The following is a 24993-nucleotide window of genomic DNA, read 5'->3' on the forward strand; positions in this document are numbered from 1 at the left end:
AGCAGTTTAGAGGAACAAGCCGGGACCCGGGCGACTTCCTTCGGGGAATCTGACGCCCACTTTGGCGATCTTGTTCCCGTCCATGACCGCGACGGTCCATAGGGTGTTGTTCCAATCCACCTGGTCGCCGACTACCGGCGCACCGCCGACTTTCTGGGCAATGAAGCGGCCCAGGGACATGTCGGGATCGATGCCGTCCAGCTTCAGTCCGTACAGCGCCGCAACCGCGGCCAGCTGGGCGTCTCCTTCGAGTACGAAGTCGCCGAAGAAACGCAGATCCAGGCCCCGTTGCGGCGCCTGGCTGAACAGTTTTCCCAGGGCCGGCAAGTCGTGTTCATGGCCGATAACACACAGTAAATCACCGACTTCCAGCACGGTACTACCCGACGGATGGAGCAATTGCTGGCCACGAAACAGGGCGGCGATGCGCGTGCCGTTCGGCATTTTCAGGTCCCGCAGGGGCGAGCCGATGCACCATTTTTCCGCGCCCAGGCGATAGATGAACAACTCCCACTCGCTGGTGACATGGACTTCCAGCGCCGCCCGGGAAATCGGCAGCGGCTCGGGCGGGACGGTCACGTGCAGCAACTTGGCGACCCACGGCAGGCTGGTGCCCTGCACCAACAGCGAGACCAGCACGATAAAGAACGCCAGGTTGAAATAGAGCTGGGCGTGGGGCAGGCCAGCCATCAACGGGAACACCGCCAGGATGATCGGCACCGCGCCGCGCAGGCCGACCCAGGAGATAAAAGCTTTTTCGCGACCGTGGAACGCCTTGAATGGCAGCAGGCCGACCACGACCGACAGCGGACGTGCAAACAGAATCATCCACAATGCCAGGCCCAGGGCGGGCAGGGCGATGGGCAGCAGGTCGTGGGGGGTGACCAGCAACCCCAGCACCAGGAACATGCCGATCTGTGCCAGCCAGGCCATGCCATCGAGCATATGCAGGATGCCGTGGCGACTGCGCACCGGGCGGTTGCCGATCACCAGGCCGCACAGATACACCGCCAGGAAGCCGCTGCCGTGCAGGGCGTTGGTCAAGGCGAATACCGCCAGGCCGCCGCTGATGACCAGGATCGGGTACAGGCCGTTGGCCAGGTTGATGCGATTGACCAGTTGCAGCATCAGCCAGCCGCCGCCCAGGCCAAGCACCGCGCCGATGCCAAACTCGCGCACCAGATGCCCCAGCAGGCTCCAATGCAGGCCGGTTTCGCCGCTGGCGAGCATACCGATCAGGGTAACGGTCAGGAACACCGCCATGGGGTCGTTGCTGCCGGACTCGATCTCGAGGGTGGCGCTGACCCGTTCGTTCAGGCCCTTGCCGCCCAGCAGCGAGAACACCGCCGCGGCATCGGTGGAACCGACGATGGCGCCGATCAGCAGCCCCTGGATCAGGTTCAGGTTGAACAGCCACGCCGCCGCCAGGCCGGTCAGCCCGGTGGTGATCAATACACCGACGGTGGCCAGCGACAACGCCGGCCACAGTGCGACGCGAAAGCTCGACACCCGCGTGCGCAAGCCACCGTCCAACAGGATGACGGCCAATGCGAGGTTGCCGACCAGGTAGGCCGTGGCGTAGTTATCGAAAAGAATACCGGCGCCGTCGACACCGGCCACCATGCCCACGGCCAGGATGATCACCAGGATCGGGATGCCCAGGCGAGACGAAAGAGAACTCACCAGAATGCTCGCACCTACCAGCAACGCGCCGATCAAGAACAGGCTGTTGATGGTCGTCGCAGTCAAAGGCGTTACTCCGGGAAAACTGAAGGGCGGGCACAGGCTGACCATGCAGTCTGCGTGCCAGCGATTCTAACCTGTTGAAATGTGATGCTGTCAAAAAAGGTTGGGAGGGAGGGGAGCTGATCGGTCCCACGCGGAGCGTGGGACCGATCATCAGGGGTTAAAGGCTGAACCGCCCAACCATGCTGTTCAGATCCACGGCCAGGCGCGACAGTTCGGCACTGGCGGCGCTGGTCTGGTTGGCGCCGGTGGCCGATTGCACCGACAGGTCGCGGATGTTCACCAGGTTGCGGTCCACTTCACGGGCCACCTGGGCCTGTTCTTCGGCGGCACTGGCGATCACCAGGTTGCGTTCGTTGATCTCGACGATGGCGGTGTTGATCGTGTCCAGGGACATGCCGGCACCGCGGGCGATGTTCAGCGTCGACTCCGCGCGTTCGGTGCTGTTGCGCATCGAATCCACAGCGTGTTCGGTGCCGCTCTGGATGCTGCCGATCATGCGCTCGATCTCGCTGGTCGACTGTTGGGTGCGGTGGGCCAGGGCGCGGACTTCGTCGGCGACCACGGCAAAACCACGACCAGCCTCACCGGCACGGGCGGCTTCGATGGCGGCGTTCAGCGCCAACAGGTTGGTCTGGTCGGCCAGGCCGCGGATCACGTCCAGCACCTTGCCGATGTCACGGGACTCATCGGCCAGGTTGCCGATCAAGGCGGCAGTGCTTTGCACATCGGCGCTCATGCGTTCGATGGCGCTGACGGTTTCCTGTACCAGGTCGCGACCATCGCCTGCGGAGGTGGTGGCGTTTTTCGAGGCTTCGGAGGTGCTCACCGCATTGCGCGCGACTTCTTCCACGGCGCTGGTCATTTCGTTGACCGCGGTGGCGGCCTGCTCGATTTCGTTGTTCTGCTGGGTCAGGCCACGAGCACTTTCGTCGGTGACGGCGTTGAGCTCTTCGGCCGCCGACGCAAGCTGTGTGGCCGACCCTGAGATCCGCTGCAAAGTGTCGCGCAGTTTTTCCTGCATGGTCGACATCGCCCGCAGCAGGCGACCGGCTTCGTCGCTGCCATCGACGACAATCGGGCGGGTCAGGTTGCCCTTGGCGATTTCCTCGGCGGCATCCAGCGCGTTGGCAATCGGCTTGGTGATGCTGTTGGTCAGCAGCCAGGCGAACAACAGGGTCAGGCCGGTGGCGATGACCAGCAGCGCGACGACCCAGTTGAAGGCCGTTGAATATTGCTGTGCCGCACCCTGATTGAAGGCCTCGGCTTGTTGGTTATTGATATCCAGCAGACGGTTGAGAGCCGCGTTGATGGCTTCGGAGTTGCTCAGCAGTTCGGTGTTGAGCAGGGCCCGCAGTTCATCGGTCTGATTGTTGCGCGACAGGGTTTTCATCCGCTCTTCGAGCTGACGGTATTGCCCCAGCAGTTGCACATATTGATCGTAGGCGGCCCGTTCGTCCGGGGCGCTGATGAGTTTCTCGTACGTGAGCTGGGCAGCGCGGATCTGCTGGTTGCGTTGATCGAGCAGATCGAAGGTTTTCTGCTGGGTGTCCGGCTCGCGATTGGTCAGCAAGCGATAGGACAGCACGCGCAGCCGCAGGGTGAGTTGGGTGAACTCGTTCAGTGCCTTGATGCTAGGCACGCTGTTCTGGGTGATGCTTTCGCCGGATGCGCGAATGGTGCTCATCTGGGTCAGGGCAAACACCCCGAGGGCCAGCATCAGGGCGCCGATCAGGGCAAACCCCAGAAACGCCCGCGGCGCGATGTTCATATTACGTAGGGACATGGAAAGTACCGGAAGTAGCCGCGTCCGTGCGGGGCTGTGACTGCTGTTACCTGACTTATCGGTCATACGACTAAAGTCTTGAGTGACATGCGTGCTTTTGTCACAGAGCAAAGGCTGCGGTGCGACGAAGGGTCGGAACCAGATTCCCCATTTGCAGTCTCTAAAACTCGCCGCAAAGCCCTGCTACCCCGTAAAGCGTGGTATTGGCAGTGACTTTTCTTTATCGTACGCGCCCCTTGAAAATGCCTGGAAATCAATATGTTGGAAACATCCCTCAGCCAGTTGGAGCAACTGGTCAATGACCTGGTGCAACAGAACCGTCACCTCACCGGCCTGAACGAAACCCTGGGCGCGGAGCTTGCCAAGGTCAAGGATGAAAACGAAAGCCTGCAACTGAGCCTGATGGAACAGGAAGAACTGCACGGCACCACCGCCGCCCGCATCCAGGCCCTGATCGAGCGCGCCAGCGCCGGGCCTGTCAGCGCATGAAGCACGGCGCCGATGGGGTGACAGTCATCTCGATCCTGGGAGAGGACTATTCAATCAAGGCGCCGGCCGGGCAGGAACAGGCCCTGCTGGACGCCGCTTCGATGCTCAAGGCCGCACTGGCCGACACGAAAAGGAAATACCCGACGCTGATCGGTGATCGCCTGTTGGTATTGGCGGCCATGAACTTGTGTTCGCAGCAGATGGAAATGCAGAAACAACATCAAGCGGAACTCGACCGTTACCAAGAGCAAGTCAGCGCCACGGTCGATGTGATTGCCAAGACGATCCAGCAGGCCTGAAACCGCCAGTTAGGGTTGACTGTGGGAGCGAGCTTGCTCGCGAAGGCGGTATGTCAGTTGCAATTGATTTGCCTGATCCACCGCCTTCGCGAGCAAGCCCGCTCCCACAGTGGATGGTGGTGAACGCAGATGTCGTGTTCACTTGGAACCCCCTGTGGGAGCGAGCCTGCTCGCGATGGGATTCAGCCCCGCTGCATGATCCGGCTCAGAACCACTCATCCCGCATCCCCAGGCACGTATCATCCCGCGCCTCAAGAATCGCCAGCTCATGATGACAACCCGGCACTTCCCAGGTCAGGAAGTAGCGCGCCGCTTGCAGCTTGCCTTTATAGAAGTCGCTGTCTGCGGTATCCCCCTTGGCCAGGCCTTCCTCGGCACGAATCGCCTGTTCCAGCCAGCGCCAGCCGATCACCATGTGCCCAAATACCTTCAGGTACAGCGCCGAGTTGGCGAGGCTGCTGTTGACCTTGCCCTGGGCCAGGTCCGTCAGCAGGCCCAGGGTGACCGTTTGCAGGCGCGCCACCAGCGCTTCCAGCGGCTGGCGCAACGGTGTCAGTGATGCGTGCGCCTGGGCGCGTTCAGTGGTGTTGGCCACCAGGCGGATCAATTGCTTGAGCCCGGCACCGCCGTTCTGCGCCAGTTTGCGCCCCAGCAGGTCCAGGGACTGGATGCCGTGGGTGCCTTCATGGATCGGGTTCAGGCGGTTGTCGCGGTAATACTGCTCCACCGGGTATTCGCGGGTGTAGCCGTGGCCCCCCAGAATCTGGATCGCCAGCTCGTTGGCCTTCAGGCAGAACTCCGAGGGCCAGGATTTGACGATCGGGGTCAGCAAATCCAGCAGCTCATGGGCGCGCCGACGCTCGGCTTCGCTTTCCAGGGTGGTGGTGTCGTCGAACAAGCGCGCGGCGTACAGGCCCAGGTCAAACGAGCCTTCAACGTAGGCCTTCTGGGTCAGCAGCATGCGGCGCACGTCGGCGTGCTGGATGATCGCCACGGGGGCGGTGGTCGGGTCCTTGCTGTCGGGCACCCGGCCCTGCGGGCGTTCGCGGGCGTATTCCAGGGAATACAGGTAGCCGGCGTAACCCAGCATCACCGCACCCATGCCGACGCCGATCCGCGCCTCGTTCATCATCTGGAACATGTAGCTCAGGCCGTGGTGCGGTTTGCCTACGAGGTAACCGACACATTCGCCGTTGTCGCCGAAGTTCAACGCGGTGGAGGTGGTGCCACGCCAGCCCATCTTGTGGAACAGCCCGGCCAGCAGCACGTCGTTACGCGGGCCGAGGCTGCCGTCGTCGTTGACCAGGAATTTGGGCACGATAAACAGCGAAATGCCCTTCACGCCCGGCGGCGCGTCCGGCAGTTTCGCCAGGACCATGTGCACGATGTTTTCCGACAACGGATGATCGCCGCCGGAAATGAAGATCTTGTTGCCCTTGAGTCGATAGGTGCCGTCGGATGCAGGCTCCGCGCGCGTACGAATATCCGACAGCGAAGAGCCTGCATGGGGCTCGGTCAGGGCCATGGTGCCGAAGAAACGGCCGTCGATCATCGGTTGCAGGAAGCGTTGCTTCTGCTCCTCGCTGCCGAAGCTTTCGATCAGGTTCGCCGCGCCCATGGTCAGGAACGGATAAGAGGTCGAGGCGGCGTTGGCCGATTGGAAATGCGCGAAGCAGGCCTGGGACAGCAACGTCGGCAGTTGCATGCCGCCCGCCTCGAAGCTGCGTGCTGCGTTGAGAAAACCCGCCTCGAGGAAGGCATCCACCGCCGGTTTTACCTCGGGAATCAGAATCGCCTCGCCGTTCTCGTAGCGCGGTTCGTTTTCATCGTTCTTGCGGTTGTGCGGCGCGAAAAATTTCTCGGCGATGCTGCGGGCCGTACCGATGGCGGCGTCGAAGGTTTCGCGATTGTGCTCGGCAAACCGCTCGCGCTGAGTCAGGCCCTCGGCATCGAGGACTTCATACAGCTCGAAAGCCAGATTGCGGGAACTGAGCAGCGTCTCGGACATGGCGGCTTACCTTTTTTTGGGGTGGGCCGAGTCTAGGCGTGGGAATGGAGGCTGAACAGGATGATTGATGACAGTGATGCAGAGGTGCGGGCGACACTAATCCCAATGTGGGAGTGGGCTTTGTGGGAGCAAGGCTTGCCCGCGATGAAAACGCCGCGGTCTCTTGAGGGCCGCAGCGCCTGGATCGCGAGCAAGCCTTGCTCCCACAAAGCTCGCTCCCACAGGGATTTCCTCCCACAGGGATTTCCTACTACCAGGCACCCATTGCAGGTGCCTGGTTTACAGCGGTTTAGCCGATAGTCATCAGGCTGGCATTACCACCCGCGGCGGCGGTGTTGACGCTCAACGCTCGCTCGATCACCAGGCGCTCCAGCGCCACGCTGGTTTCGCCCTGGGACAGGCCATGGACCCCGACGATGGCGCCGGCGCGCTTGGCAACCTGCTGGCAGACGCTGCGCAGTTGATCCGAATCGCCGTGGTGCAGGACCGCGTCGAACAGCACCTCGTCTTTGTTCCAGTCGGCAACCCGTTGGATGCGTGCCTGAATCTCCTTCGGCAAGCGTGCGAACAAAGCCTTGCTGGTGTCGGTTTCCGGCCACACGGCCGAGCCGCCCACGGCCAGTACGGCCGCCAGTTGTGTCAGCAGGTCGCCTTCCACGTCGGCCAGGCACAACACGTGCTCGCGCGGCAGGATGGCGTAGCTGTTGCGCTCGCCAGTCGGGCCGGTCAGGGTCCGGGTAATACCGCTCTGCGACTGGGCCGCGAACTGCACGCACAGGGCGCTCAGCTCGGCGAGCTTCTGGCTGTCGGCCCAGGCTTGCAGTGCGGTCAGCGGTTTGCTCATGGCGTCGCGTAAACGCAGGTCTGGCGCTGTCAGGGCGTCGCCACGGACGAAGGATTGCTGGATCGCATCGGTAGGACGTGTCGACAGCAGGCGGTACAGGTACAGCGGACCACCGGCCTTGGGACCGGTGCCCGACAGGCCTTCGCCGCCAAACGGCTGCACGCCGACCACAGCACCGACAATGTTGCGGTTCACGTAGACGTTGCCCGCATGCACATTGTCGATGACCTTGGCGATGGTCTCGTCGATGCGCGTGTGCACGCCCAGGGTCAGGCCGTAGCCGGAAGCGTTGATCTGGTTGATCAACTGATCCAGTTCCTTGCGCTTGTAGCGCACCACGTGCAACACCGGGCCGAAGATTTCGCGCTGCAGCTCGTCGAAGCTTTCCAGCTCGATCAGGGTTGGCATGACAAAGGTGCCGCGCTTGCACTCGTCGCTGTCGGCGATTGCCATCTGGTACACGGTGCGACCTTTGTCGCGCATGGCCTGGATGTGTTTCTCGATGCCGGCCTTGGCTTCGGCGTCGATCACTGGGCCGATGTCCACGGACAGACGCTCAGGGTTGCCGAGGCGCGATTCGGCCATGGCGCCCTTGAGCATTTCGATGACGCGGTCGGCGGAATCTTCCTGCAGGCACAGGACCCGCAGGGCCGAGCAACGCTGGCCGGCACTGTCGAAGGCTGACGACACCACGTCGATGACCACTTGTTCGGTCAGCGCCGAGGAGTCGACGATCATGGCGTTCTGGCCGCCGGTTTCGGCGATCAGCGGGATCGGACGGCCCTGGTTGTCCAGGCGACCGGCGATGTTGCGTTGCAGCAGGCGAGCGACTTCGGTGGAGCCGGTGAACATTACGCCTTTGACTCGCTCGTCACCCACCAGGCGGGCGCCGACGGTTTCGCCGCGACCCGGCAGCAGTTGCAGCACGCCTTCCGGAATGCCGGCTTCGAGCATCAGGCGCACAGCCTGGGCAGCCACCAATGGCGTCTGCTCGGCGGGCTTGGCCAAGACCGGGTTGCCGGCGGCCAGGGCAGCGGCGACCTGGCCGCTGAAAATCGCCAGCGGGAAGTTCCACGGGCTGATGCAGACCACCGGACCCAGTGGGCGGTGGGCATCGTTGGTGAAATCGTTGCGCGCCTGCACCGCGTAGTAGCGCAGGAAATCCACGGCTTCACGCACTTCGGCAATGGCGTTGGCGAAGGTCTTGCCAGCTTCGCGGGCCAGCAGGCCCATCAGCGGCTGGATCTCGCCTTCCATCAGGTCAGCGGCACGTTCGAGGATCGCGGCGCGCTCGGCTGGCGGCGTGGCTTGCCAGATCGGTGCGGCGTTGAGGGCGCACTGGATGGCGTTGTCGACGTCGGCGACCGTGGCTTCCTGCACATGGCCAACCACGTCGCGGTGATCGGACGGGTTCAGTACGGGGGCCGGGGTTTCTTCGCTGGCGGCACAGCCGAGCATCGGCACGGCTTTCCAATCGTTATGGGCAGTGGCAAGCAGGGCGCAGGACAGCGACGCCAAGCGATGTTCGTTGGCCAGGTCGATGCCGCTGGAGTTGGCGCGGTCGCTGCCATACAGGTCGCGCGGCAGTGGGATGCGCGGGTGCGGCAGGCCGAAACCGCCTTCCAGCGTCGCCATTTGCTCGATGCTGGCCACTGGATCGGCCACCAGCTCCTGAATCGAGATGGACTGGTCGGCGATACGGTTGACGAACGAAGTGTTCGCGCCGTTTTCCAGCAGGCGACGTACCAGGTACGCCAGCAGTGTTTCGTGAGTGCCGACCGGAGCGTACACACGGCACGGACGGTTCAGCTTGCCTTCGGAAACCTTGCCTACAACCTGTTCGTACAGTGGTTCACCCATGCCGTGCAGGCACTGGAATTCGTACTGGCCCGGATAATAGTTCTGACCGGCGATGTGGTAGATGGCTGCCAGGGTATGGGCGTTGTGCGTGGCGAACTGCGGGTAGATGACTTCCGGCACCGACAGCAACTTGCGGGCGCAAGCGATGTAGGACACGTCGGTGTACACCTTGCGGGTATAGACCGGATAGCCTTCCAGGCCTTCGACCTGGGCGCGCTTGATCTCGCTGTCCCAGTACGCGCCTTTTACCAGGCGAATCATCAACCGGTGGCGGCTACGGCGGGCCAGGTCGATGACGTAGTCGATCACGTATGGGCAACGCTTCTGGTAGGCCTGGATCACGAAACCGATGCCGTTCCAGCCGGTCAGTTGCGGCTCGAAGCACAGACGCTCCAGCAGATCCAGCGACAGCTCAAGGCGGTCGGCTTCTTCGGCGTCGATGTTCAGGCCGATGTCGTATTGCTTGGCCAGCAGGGTCAGCGACAGCAGGCGCGGGTACAGCTCGTCCATGACGCGCTCGTACTGGGCACGGCTGTAACGTGGGTGCAGGGCGGACAGCTTGATGGAAATGCCCGGGCCTTCATAAATCCCGCGACCATGGGACGCTTTGCCGATCGAATGGATGGCTTGTTCGTACGAGGCCAGGTACTTCTGCGCATCATGTTCGGTGAGTGCGGCTTCACCCAGCATGTCGTAGGAGTAGCGGAAGCCTTTGGCTTCGAACTTGCTCGCGTTGGCCAGGGCCTCGGCGATGGTTTCGCCGGTGACGAACTGCTCGCCCATCAGACGCATGGCCATGTCGACGCCCTTGCGGATCATCGGCTCGCCGCTCTTGCCGATGATACGGCTCAGGGAGGAGGTCAGGCCCGCTTCGTTATGGGTGGCGACCAGTTTGCCGGTCAGCAGCAGGCCCCAAGTGGCGGCGTTGACGAACAGCGACGGGCTGTTGCCCAAGTGTGGCTGCCAGTTGCCGGTGCTGATCTTGTCGCGGATCAGCGCGTCACGGGTGCCTTTGTCCGGGATGCGCAGCAGTGCCTCAGCCAGGCACATCAGTGCTACACCTTCCTGGGACGACAGGGAAAATTCCTGCAGCAAACCCTGAACGATACCGGCACGGCCGCCGGCACTTTTCTGATTACGCAGTTTTTCCGCAATCGAAGCAGCCAGCTTATTGGTGGCTTCGGCCATTTGCGCCGGCAGGCGGGCCTGCTCGATCAGCATCGGCACCACTTCGGGTTCCGGGCGACGGTAGGCGGCCGTGATGGAGGCGCGCAGGACCGATTGCGGCAGGATGCTCTCGGCAAATTCGAGGAAGCACTGGTGAGCATGGTCGACCTGTACATCGCCGGCATCATCGCTGTCGGTGCGAGGTGAACCGTTCAGCTCGGTCAGGGTTGCACCACCCTCGAGTTTTTCCAGGTAATTGAAAATTGCCTGCTTGATCAGCCAGTGCGGCGTGCGATCAATCGAGGTTGCGGCCGCCTTGAGGCGTTCGCGGGTCGGGTCATCGAGTTTGACCCCAAGGGTGGTGGTAGCCATATTTTTATCCTCATGTTTACCACGTATCGCGTGGCATCAGCTGGCGGCAAGATTAGCTGCGGGATGATTGAGGTGCAACCGGGTGCAACCCTTTTTTTCTCGAAATGACAGGCAGCTCATCCGGAAGCGAATGTTGCCCCGTAAATCCTGCACCGGCTTAGTGCTTTGGCTTCTAGCTGAGCGCTGGGAACTGCACTAAAAGGGAGCAAAAAACACAGATTTTGCGATAAAACCGATCAGGTGCAACTTATTCGAGCGAAACTGGTTGCACCTTATTTGATTTGTTGAATAGCATTCGCGGCCAAGGTGCAACCGGTTAAAAAACCGAGGGGCATCGGCTGATGGCTTTCCTGGGGAAACATCAGTCATAAATTCGCGGGACTGCAAATCGTCGCTACAACGTCTGTGTTGTCGACGCTTTAAACTGCCACCGCTACATAAAAACAAAGCCAGGGCGTAACTCATGAGTGTAAGTAATCCCACCTTGATCACTTTCGTGATCTACATCGCAGCCATGGTCCTGATCGGTCTGATGGCTTACCGCTCCACCAACAACCTTTCCGATTACATCCTGGGCGGTCGTAGCCTGGGCAGCGTCGTGACGGCACTGTCTGCCGGTGCTTCCGACATGAGCGGCTGGTTGTTGATGGGTTTGCCCGGTGCAATCTACATGTCCGGCCTGTCGGAAAGCTGGATCGCCATCGGCCTGATCGCCGGTGCCTACCTGAACTGGTTGTTCGTGGCTGGTCGCCTGCGGGTACAGACCGAGCACAACGGTGACGCACTGACGCTGCCGGACTACTTCTCCAGCCGTTTCGAAGACAAGAGCGGCGTGCTGCGGATCATCTCTGCGGTGGTGATCCTGGTGTTCTTCACCATCTACTGTGCTTCCGGCATCGTGGCCGGCGCCCGTCTGTTCGAAAGCACCTTCGGCATGTCCTATGAGACCGCGCTGTGGGCCGGTGCTGCAGCGACCATCGCCTACACCTTCGTCGGTGGTTTCCTGGCCGTGAGCTGGACCGACACCGTACAAGCCACCCTGATGATCTTTGCGTTGATCCTCACGCCGATCATTGTGCTGCTGGCTACCGGTGGTGTGGACACCACGTTCCTGGCCATTGAAGCAAAAGATCCTACTTCGTTCGATATGCTGAAAAACACCACCTTCATCGGCGTGATCTCGCTGATGGGCTGGGGCCTGGGTTACTTCGGCCAACCGCACATCCTGGCGCGCTTCATGGCGGCGGATTCGGTCAAGTCGATCGCCAATGCCCGGCGCATTTCCATGACCTGGATGATCCTCTGCCTGGGCGGCACCGTGGCTGTCGGCTTCTTCGGTATCGCTTACTTCTCGGCACACCCAGACGTGGCCGGTCCGGTGACCGAAAACCCTGAACGCGTGTTCATCGAGCTGGCGAAGATCCTGTTCAACCCATGGGTTGCCGGTGTGTTGCTGTCGGCGATCCTGGCGGCGGTCATGAGTACCCTGAGCTGCCAGTTGCTGGTGTGCTCCAGCGCCCTGACCGAAGACTTCTACAAGACTTTCCTGCGCAAGGGCGCTTCCCAGTTGGAACTCGTCTGGGTCGGCCGCGCCATGGTGCTGTTGGTGGCGTTGATCGCCATCGCCCTGGCCGCCAACCCGGAAAACCGTGTACTGGGCCTGGTGAGCTACGCCTGGGCCGGTTTCGGTGCCGCCTTCGGCCCGGTTGTCCTGATCTCCGTGATCTGGAAGAACATGACCCGCAATGGCGCGCTCGCCGGCATCCTGGTGGGTGCAATCACCGTGATTGTCTGGAAGCATTTCGCCTTGCTGGGGCTGTACGAAATCATCCCGGGCTTCATCTTCGCCAGCCTGGCCATCTACATTGTCAGCAAGATGGGCTCGCCTACCGCGGGTATGCTGCAGCGCTTCGACGCGGCGGAAAAAGATTTTCGCCTGAACCAGTAAGGCCTTCGGCGAGGCCTTGATGGCTCGCAGGGCGACTTGCATAAAAACGGCCCGTCTCCAATGGAGGCGGGCCGTTTTTTTCATGGGCTCAGTCCGGGTTGGCGTCAGGCTGGTTGAGAAAGATCAACACGCCCAGGATCGCCATATAGAACCTGAATGCAGCGTCCTGGCCATTCCAGATTTCTGATTGCCACATCAGGAACCACTCGCCACCGACGACCATGAAACCAAAGAACCAGACGAAGAAGCCCACCGTCAGACCGGCAACGGCCCAGCGCTTGGCGCGGGCGAAAACCGCGGCCTCGGCCTGGCGTGCCAGCCACAGCTCCAGTGCGCCGTAGCCCAGCAACCCTGCCGTCATCGCTTCGCCGAGAATAATCAGCCAATAGGCCCCGTGCCACATCCACGGTTGATCGATAGCCCGATACCGGGCGGCATTGTCGGGAAAGGTGGTATCCATACTCAGTACGTGATGGACGAAATTGAAGTTGGAGCTGTAGTCCGTGATGTTATTGAACACGGTCAGGAAGGCGAATGCGGCGAGCGCCAGGGCCATTGCGATCTTTGCGTAACGTGTCGTCATCTCGTGCGTCCTTTGCTTTTTTTGCGACCAGCGCACGTTATCACGGCTGTCACGGCGCCGAGATCCGTCGTGTTGCAAGAAACGGCTGATTCATTCGTGGGACGGTTGCGGTTGGCTACGATGCCACGAATGTCTATCGGAAAATGCATCGCATCTTGCCGCTTTTGGCTCATCGGCTGTAAGGCAAATCTGTTTTTCCTGACCTCCAATCCACTCCCCCTATCGCTCGTGCAGAATCGCCCGCTTCCATTTCGCAGAGGCACATCGGATGTTCCCGCCTGCCAACCAACCGCGTTTCACGCTGACGCTCGACAGCGGGCCGAATGAACTCAAGGTGCTCGAGTTCAAGGGTAAGGAAGCCATCAGCCAGCCCTATCGCTTTGATCTGGAACTGATCAGCGAGCGGTCTGACCTGGCGCTGGAAGAGCTCCTGCATCGCCAGGCATTTCTGGGGTTCGATGATTGGGGCAGTGGCGTACACGGTCAGGTCTATAGCGTGGCCCAGGGGGATTCGGGCAAACGCCTGACCCGTTATCAGATCAGCCTGGTGCCTCGCCTGGCCTACTTGCGCCATCGCATCAACCAGCGGATTTTCCAGCACCTGAGCGTGCCCGATATCGTCGCCCAGGTGTTGAAGGAGCACGGGATCCTGGCGGATGCCTGCCAGTTCACGCTTGGCGGGCAATACCCCGAGCGCGAGTATTGCGTGCAGTATGGCGAAAGCGACCTGGCCTTCATCGAGCGGATCTGCGCCGAAGTCGGCATCCATTATCACTTCAGGCATCGCCCTGACGGTCATCTGCTGGTGTTCGGTGACGACCAGACGGTGTTTCCGCGCCTGCCTGAGTCGACGCTATACCTGCCGGACAGCGGCATGGCCGTCGACGAGCCGGCCATCAAGCGCCTGGCGGTGCGGCTCCAGACCCGTACCACTGCCGTGACGTTGCGCGATTACGACTTCCGCAGGCCCGGTTTGTTACTGCAAACCCACCTCGACAATCGACAGCGCCCTGTGCTCGAGGACTATCACTATCCCGGCGGTTTCTGCGCCCGTGACGACGGCAAGCATCTGACCCGACGCGCCCTTGAGCGCCACGGCGCCGACCACTGCGTGGCAGAAGGCGGCAGCGATGAAAGCGCCTTCGTCAGCGGACACTTCATGCGGATCAAGGAACATCCGCGGGAACCGTGGAATGATCTCTGGCTCCTGACGCAGATCGACCATCATGGCCGCCAACCGCAGGTGCTGGAAGAAACGGCCGGCGCCGGCCCGGATGAATTCCAGGGCTACAAAAACACCTTTCTCGCCACGCCATGGGACGTGTTCTTTCGGCCACCCCTGCATCACGAAAAGCCCCGTGCCCATGGTTATCAGTCGGCGGTGGTGACCGGGCCGGTGGACAGCGAGATCCATTGCGATGAATTCGGACGGGTCAAGGTGCAACTGGTCTGGGATCGCGACGGTCAATGCGACGAGCATTCCAGTTGCTGGCTGCGCGTGGCCTCCGGTTGGGCTCACGATCGCTATGGCGCAGTGATGATCCCCCGGGTCGGGATGGAAGTCCTGGTGGGGTTCATCGATGGCGACGTGGACAAGCCGTTGGTCGTCGGGTGCCTGCCCAACGGCGCCAACCCGGTGCCGCTGGACCTGCCGGCGGACAAGACCCGCAGCGTGTTGCGCAGCCAGAGCAGCCCGGGCGGGGGAGGCTACAACGAATTGCGCATCGAGGATCGCAAGGGCGCCGAGGAGATCTACCTGCGGGCCCAGCGCAACTGGACCCAACATGTGCTGCATGACCAGCGGGTGCAGGTCGATCACGAGCGCAGCATCGTTGTCACCGGTACGGCACGGCACGAGCTCAAGGCCGATGAGCAGCGCCTTACCCACGGTCAACGCCGGGCAGAAGTGCGGCAGGACGATCATTTGCTGGTGAGCGGCGAGCGGCATATTCGTGTCACCAGCCAGGTCCTGAGTGCCAGCCAGCAGTTTCATGTCAGCGCCGGCCAGCAAGTGGTCTTGGACGGGGGCGCGAGCGTGACCCTTCAGGCCGGCGGCCATTGGATCAACATCGGCGCTGGCGGGATTTCCAGCAGTGTACCCATCGAGGTCGGTGGGGCGCCGATGGCGGTCATGAGCGCGGCGTCCGGCTCTCCAGGCGGCGCCGAGAAGCTGGTCGCTGCGACGGCACCTGCGCTTTCCCTTGCGCAGATTCTCAGTTTCCAAGGTTCGGCGCCGTTCTGCGAGGAGTGTGAGCGTTGCAGAAGCGGCGCCTGCGCAGCGCCGGTGGCCTTTCGCAAACCTGTCGATCTCCGGGGGCGTGCATGAACAGCGCTCAATCTCCTCGCGCCTGGCTTGAGGACCACCCCTTGCAGGCCTCCGAGCAGCTTTTCGCCATTTTCAGCAATGCCAGTAGCGCCGGGGCGTTGTCGGCCTGGAGGCGCTCGATGAACTCGACAGCCAGCCCGATCTGGGCCGATACACCGTACGCCGAGTGGGAAGCGGTCATGCCCTATGTAGGGCTGGTCAGCGCAGACAGTGAGTTGCTTGATTGGATCGCCGCCACCGACGCCCTCGATTGGGGCTGGCTGGCGGTTTCGTGTGTGAGCCAGGAAACCCTTGCGGAACACTTGCGAGGGCTCACACAGGTGCTGTTGCCCGATGGCAAGCCGGTCTTCCTGCGTTTTTGGGATGGGCGCTTCATGCGGCCTATCCTGCAATCGACGGCGGTGGAGGCCGGGCAACTCTTGCCGGTCATCAAGCGCTGCCTGATCAACGGGCAATCCCTTGAGGTCGTGGGAAATGCCCAGCGGCAGGCCCAGGCTTTTCCCTGGTGGCAAGTGCCCGTCGCGCTGTTGGACGCAATGGCCGAGGGCCCGACGGACTGTCTGCTGGACAACGTGCTCACTTGGCTGGGTGAAGAGCATCCGCATGTGTTCGAGCGGGTCGACGGCAGCGTCCTGCACTGCAAAGTTGCCCACTTTCTTGAGCGATCGGCGGCGGTTGAGGCGAAAATGGTGCCATTGCAGGCGTATTTGCTGCGAGAGCTGGGCTGATGGTGGCCTGTCCGCTGGGCTGCGAACCCCTGACGTCCGACGCGCTTCAAGGTAAACTCGTCGCCCTTCGCAGGAGCCGCCATGAATTATCGCCACGCCTTCCACGCCGGCAATCACGCCGATGTGTTCAAACACCTGACCTTGACCCGCCTCATCGCCTTGATGTCGCGCAAGGAGCAGCCCTTCGCCTACCTCGATACCCATGCGGGTATCGGGTTGTACGACTTGCAGGGTGACCAGGCCAACCGTACCGGTGAGTACCTGGAAGGCATTGCGCGGTTGTGGGGCGAGAGCGATCTGCCGCCGCTGACCGCCGATTACATGAAGGTGCTGCACGAGATGAACCCGGACGGGCAGTTGCGCTACTACCCGGGCTCGCCGGAGTTGGCGCGGCGCCTGACCCGTTCGCAGGACCGTGTGCTGCTCAATGAGAAACACCCTGAAGACGGCGTGTTGCTCAAGGACAACATGAAAGGCGACCGTCGCGTGGCGGTCCACCTGGGTGAGGGCTGGCATGTGCCGCGGGCGCTGCTGCCGGTGGCAGAGAAGCGTGCCCTGATGCTGATCGATCCGCCTTTCGAACAGCTGGACGAGATGCAGCGCTGCGCCGCCTCCCTCAAGGAGGCCATTGGCCGGATGCGCCAGACGGTGGCGGCGATCTGGTACCCGGTGAAGGACCAGCGGATGTTGCGCCGCTTCTACCAGGACCTGGCCGGCACGGGCGCGCCAAAGCTGTTGCGGGTGGAACTGTTGGTGCACCCATTGGCGACGCCCAACAGCCTGAACGGTTCCGGCCTGGCGATTGCCAACCCGCCGTGGGGGCTGGAGGAAGAGTTGCGTGAACTGCTGCCGTGGCTGTCGAAAAAGCTGGGGCAGACCCAGGGTGGGTGGCAGATGGATTGGTTGATCGCTGAGAGCTGATGCATCGATGGCGCCTGGAAAGGCGCCATCGCGAGCAAGCTCGCTCCCACATGGGTTGTGGGGTGTTCACAGAGCTGCAACTGACAAAAATCCCTGTGGGAGCTGAGCTTGCTCGCGATGGCATCGCCTTGGTCTATCGGATGCACCGAGGGTTTGCATCGCGGGCAAGCCTTGCTCCCACAAGCTCAGCTCCCACATGGGTTGTGGGGTGTTCACAGAGCTGCAACTGACAAAAATCCCTGTGGGAGCTGATCTTGCTCGCGATGGCATCGCCTTGGTCTATCGGATGCACCGAGGTGTTTGCATCGCGGGCAAGCCTTGCTCCCACAAGCTCAGCTCCCACATGGATTGTGGGGTGTTCACAGAGCTGCAACTGACAAAAATCCCTGTGGGAGCTGAGCTTGCTCGCGATGGCATCGCCTTGGTCTATCGGATGCACCGAGGTGTTTGCATCGCGGGCAAGCCTTGCTCCCACAAGCTCAGCTCCCACATGGGTTGTGGGGTATTCACAGAGCTGCAACTGACAAAAATCCCTGTGGGAGCTGAGCTTGCTCGCGATGGCATCGCCTTGGTCTATCAGATGCACCGAGGTGTTTGCATCGCGGGCAAGCCTTGCTCCCACAAGCTCAGCTCCCACATGGGTTGTGGGGTATTCACAGAGCTGCAACTGACAAAAATCCCTGTGGGAGCTGAGCTTGCTCGCGATGGCATCGCCTTGGTCTATCAGATGCACCGAGGTGTTTGCATCGCGGGCAAGCCTTGCTCCCACAAGCTCAGCTCCCACACTGGGTCTGGGGTGTAAAGGTCAGATCGGGCAGGTCACGCCCGTACCGCCAATCCCGCAATAGCCTTCAGGGTTTTTCGCCAGGTACTGCTGGTGGTAGGCCTCGGCGAAGTAAAACGTCGGTGCTTCTTCGATTTCGGTCGTGATGGTGCCTTTGCCTGCCTTGGTCAACTCGGCCTGGAATACTTGCTCGCTGTGTTTGGCCGCCGCCAGTTGAGCCGGGTTGGTGGCATAGATCACCGAACGGTACTGGGTGCCAATGTCATTCCCCTGGCGCATGCCCTGGGTCGGGTTGTGCAGTTCCCAGAACATTTTCAGAAGCTGCTCGTAGCTGACTTTTGCCGGTTCATAGACCACCAGTACCACTTCACTGTGGCCGGTCAGCCCCGAACAGACTTCTTCATACGTCGGGTTCGGCGTGAAGCCGCCGGCGTAACCCACCGCTGTACTGACCACGCCTTCGTGCTGCCAGAACTTGCGCTCTGCACCCCAGAAGCAGCCGAGGCCGAAGATCGCGAAATCCACGTCCATGGCAAACGGGCCCAGCAGCGGCGCGTCGTGGACGAAGTGTTTTTCCGGCACGGTCATTGGGGTTTCACGGCCAGGCAGGGCTTGTTCTTGAGTAGGGAGCACGTTTTTGTTCACCAGGATTTCCGAGCGCAAGACCATTTATCAGTCCTCTCAGTCAGATTGAGTTGAGCGAAATAGACCGTCAGTGTGCCCAATGCCGATTCGTTAAGAAAGCGACAACCGTGGCGAGGGGATAGACGTAGGGGGGGCTACGGCCGTCAGACGAGCGGCCCGCGGGGTAGCGCTTGAGCTTTTCGATCAGCTCGGCGCCGGGGATCGGCCGGTCGAACAGGTAGCCCTGGCCGACATCACAGCGGTGGCGTCGCAGAAACGCCAGTTGCTGGGCGGTTTCGATGCCTTCGGCCACGACCTTGAGTTTCAGGTTGTGGGCCATGGCGATCACCGCCGAGGTGATTTCCATGTCGTCCTGGTTGTCCGGGATTTCGTGGATGAAGCTGCGATCGATCTTGATGATGTCGATCGGGAATTTCTTCAGGTAACTGAGCGACGAATAACCGGTGCCGAAGTCGTCCATGGCCAGGGTCAACCCCAAGCGCTTGAGCTGGTCGAGCTGCAAGTGGGTGTCTTCGGTGGCTTCCAGCAACAGGCCTTCGGTCAGCTCCAGTTCCAGCAGCCGGGCCGGCAGTTGTTCTTCCTTGAGGATGCTGGCGATGGAGGCGACCAGGTCCGGGTCGGAAAACTGCTTGGGTGACAGATTGATCGCCACTTGCAGGTTACCCAGGCCGGCTGCGGTCAGCTGTTTGCTCATGCGGCAAGCCTGGCGGGCGATCCATTTGCCGATGGGAATGATCAGGCCGGTTTCTTCGGCCACGCTGATGAACTGGTCCGGGCGGATCATGCCCTTTTCCGGATGGTTCCAGCGCAGCAACGCCTCCATGCCCAGCAGGCGACCGCTGCGCAGGCACAACTTGGGCTGGTAGAACACGTCCAGTTCGTTCTGGGTCAAGGCGCGGCGCAGGTTGTTTTCCACGAACAGCTTGTAGCTGGCCTCGGCATTCAGTGCTTCGGTGAACACCTGGACCTGGTGCTTGCCGTTGGCCTTGGCCTTGTGCAGGGCGAGGCCGGCGTTGCGCATCAGGGTCTGCGGATCGCGGCCGTGCAGCGGCGCGCAGGCCAGGCCGACGGAGCCGGTCACGCTGATCAACTGGTTATCGACGAACATCGGCTTGTCGAGGGTCATCAGCAACTGACTGGCGATCTGCTGCCCGGCTTCCAGGCTCGTGTCGTCCAGCAGGACCGCGAATTCGTTACTGGCGAATCGCGCCAGGCTGCCGCTGGGGCTCAAGCTGTTGCGCAGGCGCCGGGCCAGGCTGATCAGCAGTTTGTCACCGGTCTGGTGGCCGAGGCTGTCGTTGATGCGCTTGAAGTTGTCGATGTCCACCAGCAGCAGGCTGATGGGCGAATCACTGTCCCGGGCGAAGCGTTCATCGAGGTTGCGAATGAACGCCGGACGGTTGCCCAGGTTGGTCAGGTTGTCGGTGTACGCCAGGCGCTCGATGCGCTGCTGGGCCAGCTTGGTCTGGGTAATGTCTTCGTAGATGCCGATGTAGTGGGTCAGCTCGCGGTTATCGCCGTAGACCTTGGAAATCGACAACTGGCCCCAGTAGGGCTCCAGGTTCTTGCGCCGACTCTTGAACTCACCCTGCCAACTGTTGCTCTGGGCCAGCGCCGAGGGTGCGTCGAACAGCAGCTCGCTGAGATTCTCCAGGGCTGGCAGTTCGGAGAGGCGCTGGCCGTGGACTTCCTCGGTGGTGTACTGGGTGATCGCGGTGAAGCTCGGGTTGACGTACTCCACCACACCGTCGCAATTGACCAGCAGGAACGCGTTGGCGCTCTGTTCCACGGCGCGCTGGAACAAGTGCAGGGCGCTGGTGGCGGTGCGTCGGTTGTGGTTGTTGATGACCTGGGCGAACTGGTCCGCCAGCTCGCCGGCAAAAGCGATTTCATCCGACTGCCAGGCGCGGGTGACGCCCACTTGCTCCAGGCACAGCACGCCCACCACCTGGCCGTCGATACGCACGCTGGCGTCGAGAATGGCATTGACGTCACGGGCGCGCAGGCTCTCGGCCATTTCCCGGGTGCGCGGGTCGCGCATCGCATTGTGGGCGTCAATGGCGCGGCAGGTCTGCAGCGCCTCCATGTAGTCGGGAAAGTCGTTGGCATCGATCACCGCAGGCAGGAAATACGCCTGGGACGCGCGGTTGTAGGCGGAAATCGGTACCAGTTTGCCATCGTCCAGGTTCCAGAGGCTGGCGCAGTCGATCTGGTAAATGTCGCAGGCGCTGCGGGTGATGAGTTCGGCGGCTTCGAGCAGGGAGTTGTTGGCGCTGTAGCGCTGACGGGTCAGCAGCAGGATCAGGTCCTGTTGGGCGCGTACCCGGTCCAGGTGCTGGAGCTGCTCTTGCTGGGCGCGCTGGTTCAGTTCCAGGGCGATCTGCAGGCGTGAATTCTGGGTTTCCAGGTCCAGGGCCGGCATAGAGGGTTCGCCCTGCAACAAATTGTCCACCGCCAGCAGGTAGCCGCGCAACAGATGACGATTGTGTTGCTTATAGGCTTCACCCGTCTCCAGCACGTTCATCGGGCCCTTGGCGGTGTGGAGCGTGTAGCGAATCTGGTAATGCGCGGCCTGGGCCAATTGTTGCTGGATGGCGTCGTGCAACTGATAGCGTGCTTCGGGTTCCATCAAGCTGGCGTAGGGCGAACTGACCAGCGAGCACAGCTCTACCGCCGGCAGGCCGAAGTATCGCTCGCAGTTGGGATCGAGGAACAACAGCGCCCAGCTTGCTTCATTCAGCCGTTCGAAACGCAGCATACCGAGCCGCGAGGGCACCGGTAACTGCGTCACTACCTCGGCCGCCATACGGCTGGCGGCATCGGGTTGGCTTTTCATGGGGAAACTCGCTTCGAAAATGCTGATCGCGCCGGGCTGACGCCCTCGTTATTACGGATTGGCGCAAGGTTGCATCATTGCGGCACTGGCTGACAAGAGACATGAAGGCCAAGTGCTATAAACCTTTTATCGGCCGACGAGAGGATTTCTCCAGTCGCCGACCGATCAGAGGGCGTGGAAGATCATTGCAGTGGGATATCGACGGTCTGCAAAGGGTTGCCGTCCCGGTCGTGGAAGGTGACTTGAAGGCTCTGGGCCGTGACCTGCAGATGGGCGAAGTTGTCCTGGCTCACCACTTTGCTGGTCAGTTCATAGCGGTACTCACCGCTTTGGGTACGGGCCATGGGCCTGTGGAAAATAAAATCCGAGGCTTTCGCAAAAGGCAGCAATTTACTGTTGTAGAACGGCGAGGAAACCACGGTGTTGACCTCGAAATCAGGATCCTCGCTGTGACGCAGGCGGCTGGTCATGGAGCCGTGGACATCGCCCGAGACGAAAACCACGTTTTTGATCCGATGGCGACGTATGGTTTCCAGCAGGCGCAGGCGTTGTTCCGGGAAGGCCTGCCAGGCGTCACCGTCATCGTGCTTGCTGTCAGGGAAGAACATGACGCTGGTCACGACGAGTTTGACCCGGGCGGGGCTGTCGATGAGCCATTGGAGCAGGGACTGTTCCTGCTCCTCGTCGAGGATGCGCCGGTCATTCGCCGACAGGTTGCGTTGCGTCCGGCTGTCGGTGACGAACCATTGGATATCGCCGTGGGTGAAGGTGTACCAGTAGCGGGTTAACGACTTGTTCAATGTCCCGTCGCTCGACAGTTCGTGGGCGGGCCCATGGCTGGCCTGATAAAGCCCATAAGCGCCCATGGCATTGGCGTATAGAACATCGTCGTTAGCGGTTTTCCTGGCGGGCCAGTTGTCTTCGATCTCATGGTCGTCAAGGATCATGTAGGTCGGGACGCCAGACATCAGTTTCCGGATATGTGGCTGGCTAAATACCGATCGGTATCTGAAAAGGATGTTCTGATAGGTTTGGTCCGGTCCGATGACATTCAGGTCATCCAGATAAACCTGGTCGCCGGTCATCAATATCGCGCTGATCGGTGGGTCGGCCTGCGCCACGATGCGGTTGATGCCGGCAAAGGTGCGGTCCCCAAGCCCCGGTAGCAACGGGGTGCCGGCGGCGATTCGCAAGTAGCGGCAAGAGCCCACGATATAAGCGCGTGGTGCGTCGGTTTTGCTGGCCGGCGTGCGTAAGCAGTAGGTGTTCCCGGGCCATTGCAGCGGCAGTTCCTGGACGGTTTCCACGGTATGGGTCGGGCTCAAGGGGCTGAACCAGCCGGCCTGGTACTCGTAGGCGGTATCGGGTTGAAGGCCTTTCAACACGATGACATCGGACATGTCGCGGTAGGCCTTCAAATGGACAAAATGCCCTTTCGACCAGCGTGTATCGCCTTGGCGCCGGTGGCGAATACCGGCGAATACCCGGTTGTTGCCGCGATCGCCGCGCAGGAATATCCGCGCGTGGTCCGTTGTCGTGTGGCCGACGATGGGGCCAACGGTAGGTTTGAACATATTCGAATCCATTCGAAGTTTTAGTAGTGGGGGCAAGCATCAAGTTGCCTTGGCGGTCTTGATGCTAAAGCCCGGCGCGCCATAAATATCGATAGGGAAGGGGGCGCAGGTTGTGGGTAATGACTAACAGGGGGTGTAGTCATTTAAAACTTGCGGGGTAGGAAAATGCCGGGGTTGCCTGACAGACCGCCATCGCGAGCAGGCTCCCACAGGGGGAGAGATGCCAGTTTAAAGTGCTGTGCAGCGCCAAAAATCTATTGTGGGAGCGAGCCTGCTCGCGATGGGGCCGGCACAGCCAACATCCATGCACCTGGCCTGAATTCCAGGCAAAAAAAGCCCCGCCAAACGGACGGGGTTGAGGTACGAGCGTGGCGCTCGGAAAACAGTGCTCCGAATGGCCCTCCGCAAGGGAGGGCCGCTCGGTGTTACAGCAGGATGGTGCGGATGTCGCCCAGCAGGTCGCTCAGACGCTTGGTGAAGCGTGCAGCGGCGGCGCCGTTGATCACACGGTGATCGTAGGACAGCGACAGTGGCAGCATCAGCTTCGGCTGGAAGGCTTTACCGTCCCAGACCGGCTGGATGGTGGCCTTGGAAACACCCAGGATCGCCACTTCCGGCGCGTTGACGATCGGCGTGAAGCCGGTGCCGCCAATGTGGCCGAGACTGGAGATGGTGAAGCAGGCGCCTTGCATGTCGTCGGCGGTGAGCTTCTTGTTCCGGGCTTTTTCGGCCAGGGCAGCGGCTTCGGCAGCCAGTTGCAGCAGGCTCTTCTGGTCGACGTTGCGGATGACCGGTACCAGCAGGCCTTCCGGGGTGTCGACGGCAAAGCCGATGTGCACGTATTTCTTGCGGATCACAGCCTTGCCACTCGGGGCCAGGGAGGCGTTGAAGTCCGGCAGTTCCTTGAGCAGGTGCGCACAGGCCTTGAGCAGCAGCGGCAGCACGGTCAGCTTGACGCCGGCCTTTTCCGCCACGGCCTTCTGCGCAACGCGGAAAGCTTCCAGCTCGGTGATGTCGGCCTGGTCGAACTGAGTCACGTGCGGAATGTTCAGCCAGCTGCGATGCAGGCTCGACGCGCCGATCTGCATCAGGCGAGTCATGGCCACTTCTTCGGTTTCGCCGAAGCGGCTGAAATCCACCGCCGGGATCGGCGGAATGCCTGCGCCGCCAGCAGCGCCTTCGGCTGGTGCGTTCTTGGCCTTCTGCATCATGGCCTTGACGTAGGCTTGCACGTCTTCTTTCAGCACGCGACCGTGAGGGCCGCTTGGGCCGACGGCGGACAGCTCGACACCGAATTCACGGGCCAGCTGACGCACCGCAGGGCCGGCGTGCACCTTGGCACCGCTTGGCGCAGGCGCGGCGGCAACCGGAGCAGCCTCGGCCTCGGCCTTGGCGGCTGGCGCGGCAGCCGGAGCCGGAGCCGGAGCGGCTTCAGCTTTGGCGGCAGGCGCTGCGGCTTGGGCGGGCGCGGCAGGTGCGGCGGCACCGGCTACTTTCAGCTTGAGGATGAAATCGCCTGTGCCCACTTCATCTTCCAGCTTGACCGCGATGCTTTCCACCACGCCGGCAGCCGGCGATGGGATTTCCATGCTGGCCTTGTCGGATTCCAGGGTGATCAGCGACTGGTCGGCTTCGACGGTGTCGCCAACCTTGACCAGCACTTCGATGATCTTGGCCTTGCCCGACGAGCCGATGTCCGGGACATGAATGTCCTGGACCGTGGCAGCGGCAGGCGCAGCAGCTGGCGCGGGAGCCGCTTCGGCAGCCGGTGCGGCGGCAGGCTTTTCAGCCGCGGCCGGGGCAGCAGCAGGGGCGGGCGCTTCAGGCGCCGCAGCGGCGCCCTCGACTTCCAGCTCCAGCAGTTCGTCGCCTTCTTTCAGGCGGTCGCCCAGCTTCACTTTCAGGCTCTTGATGACACCGGCCTTCGGCGCAGGCACTTCCATGCTGGCCTTGTCCGATTCAAGCGTCAGGATGCTCTGGTCGGCTTCGATACGGTCGCCGACCTTCACAAACAGTTCAATTACTTCACCTTCACCGCTGCCGATGTCAGGTACGCGAATGAGTTCGCTCACGAAAA

The 24993-nt window shown here is 61.6% G+C and carries 15 protein-coding genes; 6 read left to right on the forward strand and 9 right to left on the reverse strand.

Features of this window, described 5'->3' with window-relative positions; all coding sequences use genetic code 11:
• Positions 1-6: 6 nt before the first annotated feature.
• Both KI235_RS02515 and KI235_RS02520 read right to left on the reverse strand, forming a co-directional pair.
• A complete protein-coding gene (locus KI235_RS02515) occupies positions 7-1749 on the reverse strand; it encodes a potassium/proton antiporter (protein ID WP_013692106.1) in 1743 nt (580 codons plus the stop codon).
• Between the two features lie 157 nt (positions 1750-1906).
• Positions 1907-3532, reverse strand: a complete 1626-nt coding sequence (locus KI235_RS02520) for a methyl-accepting chemotaxis protein (protein ID WP_043042926.1) — start codon at positions 3530-3532, stop codon at positions 1907-1909.
• 258 nt (positions 3533-3790) lie between these two features.
• On the opposite strand from KI235_RS02520, the gene KI235_RS02525 reads away from it, so the two are divergent.
• Positions 3791-4021 (forward strand): hypothetical protein, encoded by a 231-nt coding sequence (locus KI235_RS02525; protein WP_003197071.1) that lies wholly within the window; start codon positions 3791-3793, stop codon positions 4019-4021.
• The gene (locus tag KI235_RS02530) at positions 4018-4320 is read left to right on the forward strand and encodes a cell division protein ZapA (RefSeq protein ID WP_003197073.1); all 303 of its coding nucleotides are present in this window, start codon (positions 4018-4020) and stop codon (positions 4318-4320) included. The genes KI235_RS02525 and KI235_RS02530 overlap by 4 nt, the downstream gene beginning before the upstream one ends.
• Positions 4321-4525: 205 nt before the next feature.
• On the opposite strand, the gene KI235_RS02535 is transcribed toward KI235_RS02530, so the two are convergent.
• Entirely contained in the window at positions 4526-6328 is a 1803-nt protein-coding gene (locus KI235_RS02535; RefSeq protein ID WP_027911928.1) for an acyl-CoA dehydrogenase, read from the reverse strand.
• A gap of 289 nt (positions 6329-6617) precedes the next feature.
• The gene (gene putA / locus KI235_RS02540; protein WP_003197076.1) at positions 6618-10571 is read right to left on the reverse strand and encodes a trifunctional transcriptional regulator/proline dehydrogenase/L-glutamate gamma-semialdehyde dehydrogenase; all 3954 of its coding nucleotides are present in this window, start codon (positions 10569-10571) and stop codon (positions 6618-6620) included.
• 463 nt (positions 10572-11034) lie between these two features.
• On the opposite strand from putA, the gene putP reads away from it, so the two are divergent.
• The gene (gene putP, locus KI235_RS02545; protein ID WP_013692110.1) at positions 11035-12519 is read left to right on the forward strand and encodes a sodium/proline symporter PutP; all 1485 of its coding nucleotides are present in this window, start codon (positions 11035-11037) and stop codon (positions 12517-12519) included.
• Between the two features lie 88 nt (positions 12520-12607).
• Here the strand turns inward: putP and KI235_RS02550 are convergent, their stop codons facing one another.
• Positions 12608-13102 carry a DUF2165 domain-containing protein gene (locus tag KI235_RS02550; RefSeq protein WP_003197080.1) on the reverse strand — a complete coding sequence of 165 codons (495 nt, stop codon included), beginning with the start codon at positions 13100-13102 and terminating at the stop codon, positions 12608-12610.
• Between the two features lie 268 nt (positions 13103-13370).
• Here KI235_RS02550 and KI235_RS02555 point away from each other — a divergent pair, with 268 nt between their 5' ends.
• From KI235_RS02555 to rlmJ, 3 genes are all read left to right on the forward strand, one after another.
• Positions 13371-15428 carry a type VI secretion system tip protein VgrG gene (locus tag KI235_RS02555; protein ID WP_013692111.1) on the forward strand — a complete coding sequence of 686 codons (2058 nt, stop codon included), beginning with the start codon at positions 13371-13373 and terminating at the stop codon, positions 15426-15428.
• The gene (locus KI235_RS02560; protein ID WP_069971211.1) at positions 15425-16156 is read left to right on the forward strand and encodes a DUF4123 domain-containing protein; all 732 of its coding nucleotides are present in this window, start codon (positions 15425-15427) and stop codon (positions 16154-16156) included. The genes KI235_RS02555 and KI235_RS02560 overlap by 4 nt, the downstream gene beginning before the upstream one ends.
• 81 nt (positions 16157-16237) lie before the next feature.
• Entirely contained in the window at positions 16238-17077 is an 840-nt protein-coding gene (rlmJ, locus tag KI235_RS02565; RefSeq protein ID WP_003197086.1) for a 23S rRNA (adenine(2030)-N(6))-methyltransferase RlmJ, read from the forward strand.
• A gap of 805 nt (positions 17078-17882) precedes the next feature.
• Here the strand turns inward: rlmJ and msrA are convergent.
• The 4 genes from msrA to aceF form a co-directional block, all read right to left on the reverse strand.
• Positions 17883-18530: a peptide-methionine (S)-S-oxide reductase MsrA gene (gene msrA, locus KI235_RS02570; RefSeq protein ID WP_003197088.1), complete on the reverse strand. Its 648-nt coding sequence runs from the start codon at positions 18528-18530 to the stop codon at positions 17883-17885.
• A 43-nt stretch (positions 18531-18573) separates the two neighbouring features.
• Positions 18574-21342: a GGDEF and EAL domain-containing protein gene (locus tag KI235_RS02575; RefSeq protein ID WP_244864274.1), complete on the reverse strand. Its 2769-nt coding sequence runs from the start codon at positions 21340-21342 to the stop codon at positions 18574-18576.
• A 182-nt stretch (positions 21343-21524) separates the two neighbouring features.
• Positions 21525-22916: an alkaline phosphatase D family protein gene (locus KI235_RS02580; protein ID WP_013692113.1), complete on the reverse strand. Its 1392-nt coding sequence runs from the start codon at positions 22914-22916 to the stop codon at positions 21525-21527.
• A 425-nt stretch (positions 22917-23341) separates the two neighbouring features.
• On the reverse strand, positions 23342-24988 hold the full coding sequence (gene aceF, locus KI235_RS02585) for a dihydrolipoyllysine-residue acetyltransferase (protein WP_114731315.1): 1647 nt from the start codon (positions 24986-24988) through the stop codon (positions 23342-23344).
• Positions 24989-24993 lie beyond the last annotated feature (5 nt).

This window comes from Pseudomonas sp. St386, from assembly GCF_018325865.1.
In the GTDB taxonomy this organism is placed as follows: domain Bacteria; phylum Pseudomonadota; class Gammaproteobacteria; order Pseudomonadales; family Pseudomonadaceae; genus Aquipseudomonas; species Aquipseudomonas brassicacearum.

Bases quoted from the DNA above. Each gene is read 5' to 3' on its own strand.
- KI235_RS02575 (WP_244864274.1), bottom strand. From the start codon at position 21,342: ATGAAAAGCCAACCCGATGCCGCCAGCCGTATGGCGGCCGAGGTAGTG.
- KI235_RS02560 (WP_069971211.1), top strand. From the start codon at position 15,425: ATGAACAGCGCTCAATCTCCTCGCGCCTGGCTTGAGGACCACCCCTTG.
- KI235_RS02535 (WP_027911928.1), bottom strand. From the start codon at position 6,328: ATGTCCGAGACGCTGCTCAGTTCCCGCAATCTGGCTTTCGAGCTGTAT.
- putP (WP_013692110.1), top strand. From the start codon at position 11,035: ATGAGTGTAAGTAATCCCACCTTGATCACTTTCGTGATCTACATCGCA.
- KI235_RS02580 (WP_013692113.1), bottom strand. From the start codon at position 22,916: ATGTTCAAACCTACCGTTGGCCCCATCGTCGGCCACACGACAACGGAC.
- msrA (WP_003197088.1), bottom strand. From the start codon at position 18,530: ATGGTCTTGCGCTCGGAAATCCTGGTGAACAAAAACGTGCTCCCTACT.
- KI235_RS02550 (WP_003197080.1), bottom strand. From the start codon at position 13,102: ATGACGACACGTTACGCAAAGATCGCAATGGCCCTGGCGCTCGCCGCA.
- rlmJ (WP_003197086.1), top strand. From the start codon at position 16,238: ATGAATTATCGCCACGCCTTCCACGCCGGCAATCACGCCGATGTGTTC.
- KI235_RS02555 (WP_013692111.1), top strand. From the start codon at position 13,371: ATGTTCCCGCCTGCCAACCAACCGCGTTTCACGCTGACGCTCGACAGC.
- KI235_RS02530 (WP_003197073.1), top strand. From the start codon at position 4,018: ATGAAGCACGGCGCCGATGGGGTGACAGTCATCTCGATCCTGGGAGAG.
- KI235_RS02525 (WP_003197071.1), top strand. From the start codon at position 3,791: ATGTTGGAAACATCCCTCAGCCAGTTGGAGCAACTGGTCAATGACCTG.
- KI235_RS02520 (WP_043042926.1), bottom strand. From the start codon at position 3,532: ATGTCCCTACGTAATATGAACATCGCGCCGCGGGCGTTTCTGGGGTTT.
- putA (WP_003197076.1), bottom strand. From the start codon at position 10,571: ATGGCTACCACCACCCTTGGGGTCAAACTCGATGACCCGACCCGCGAA.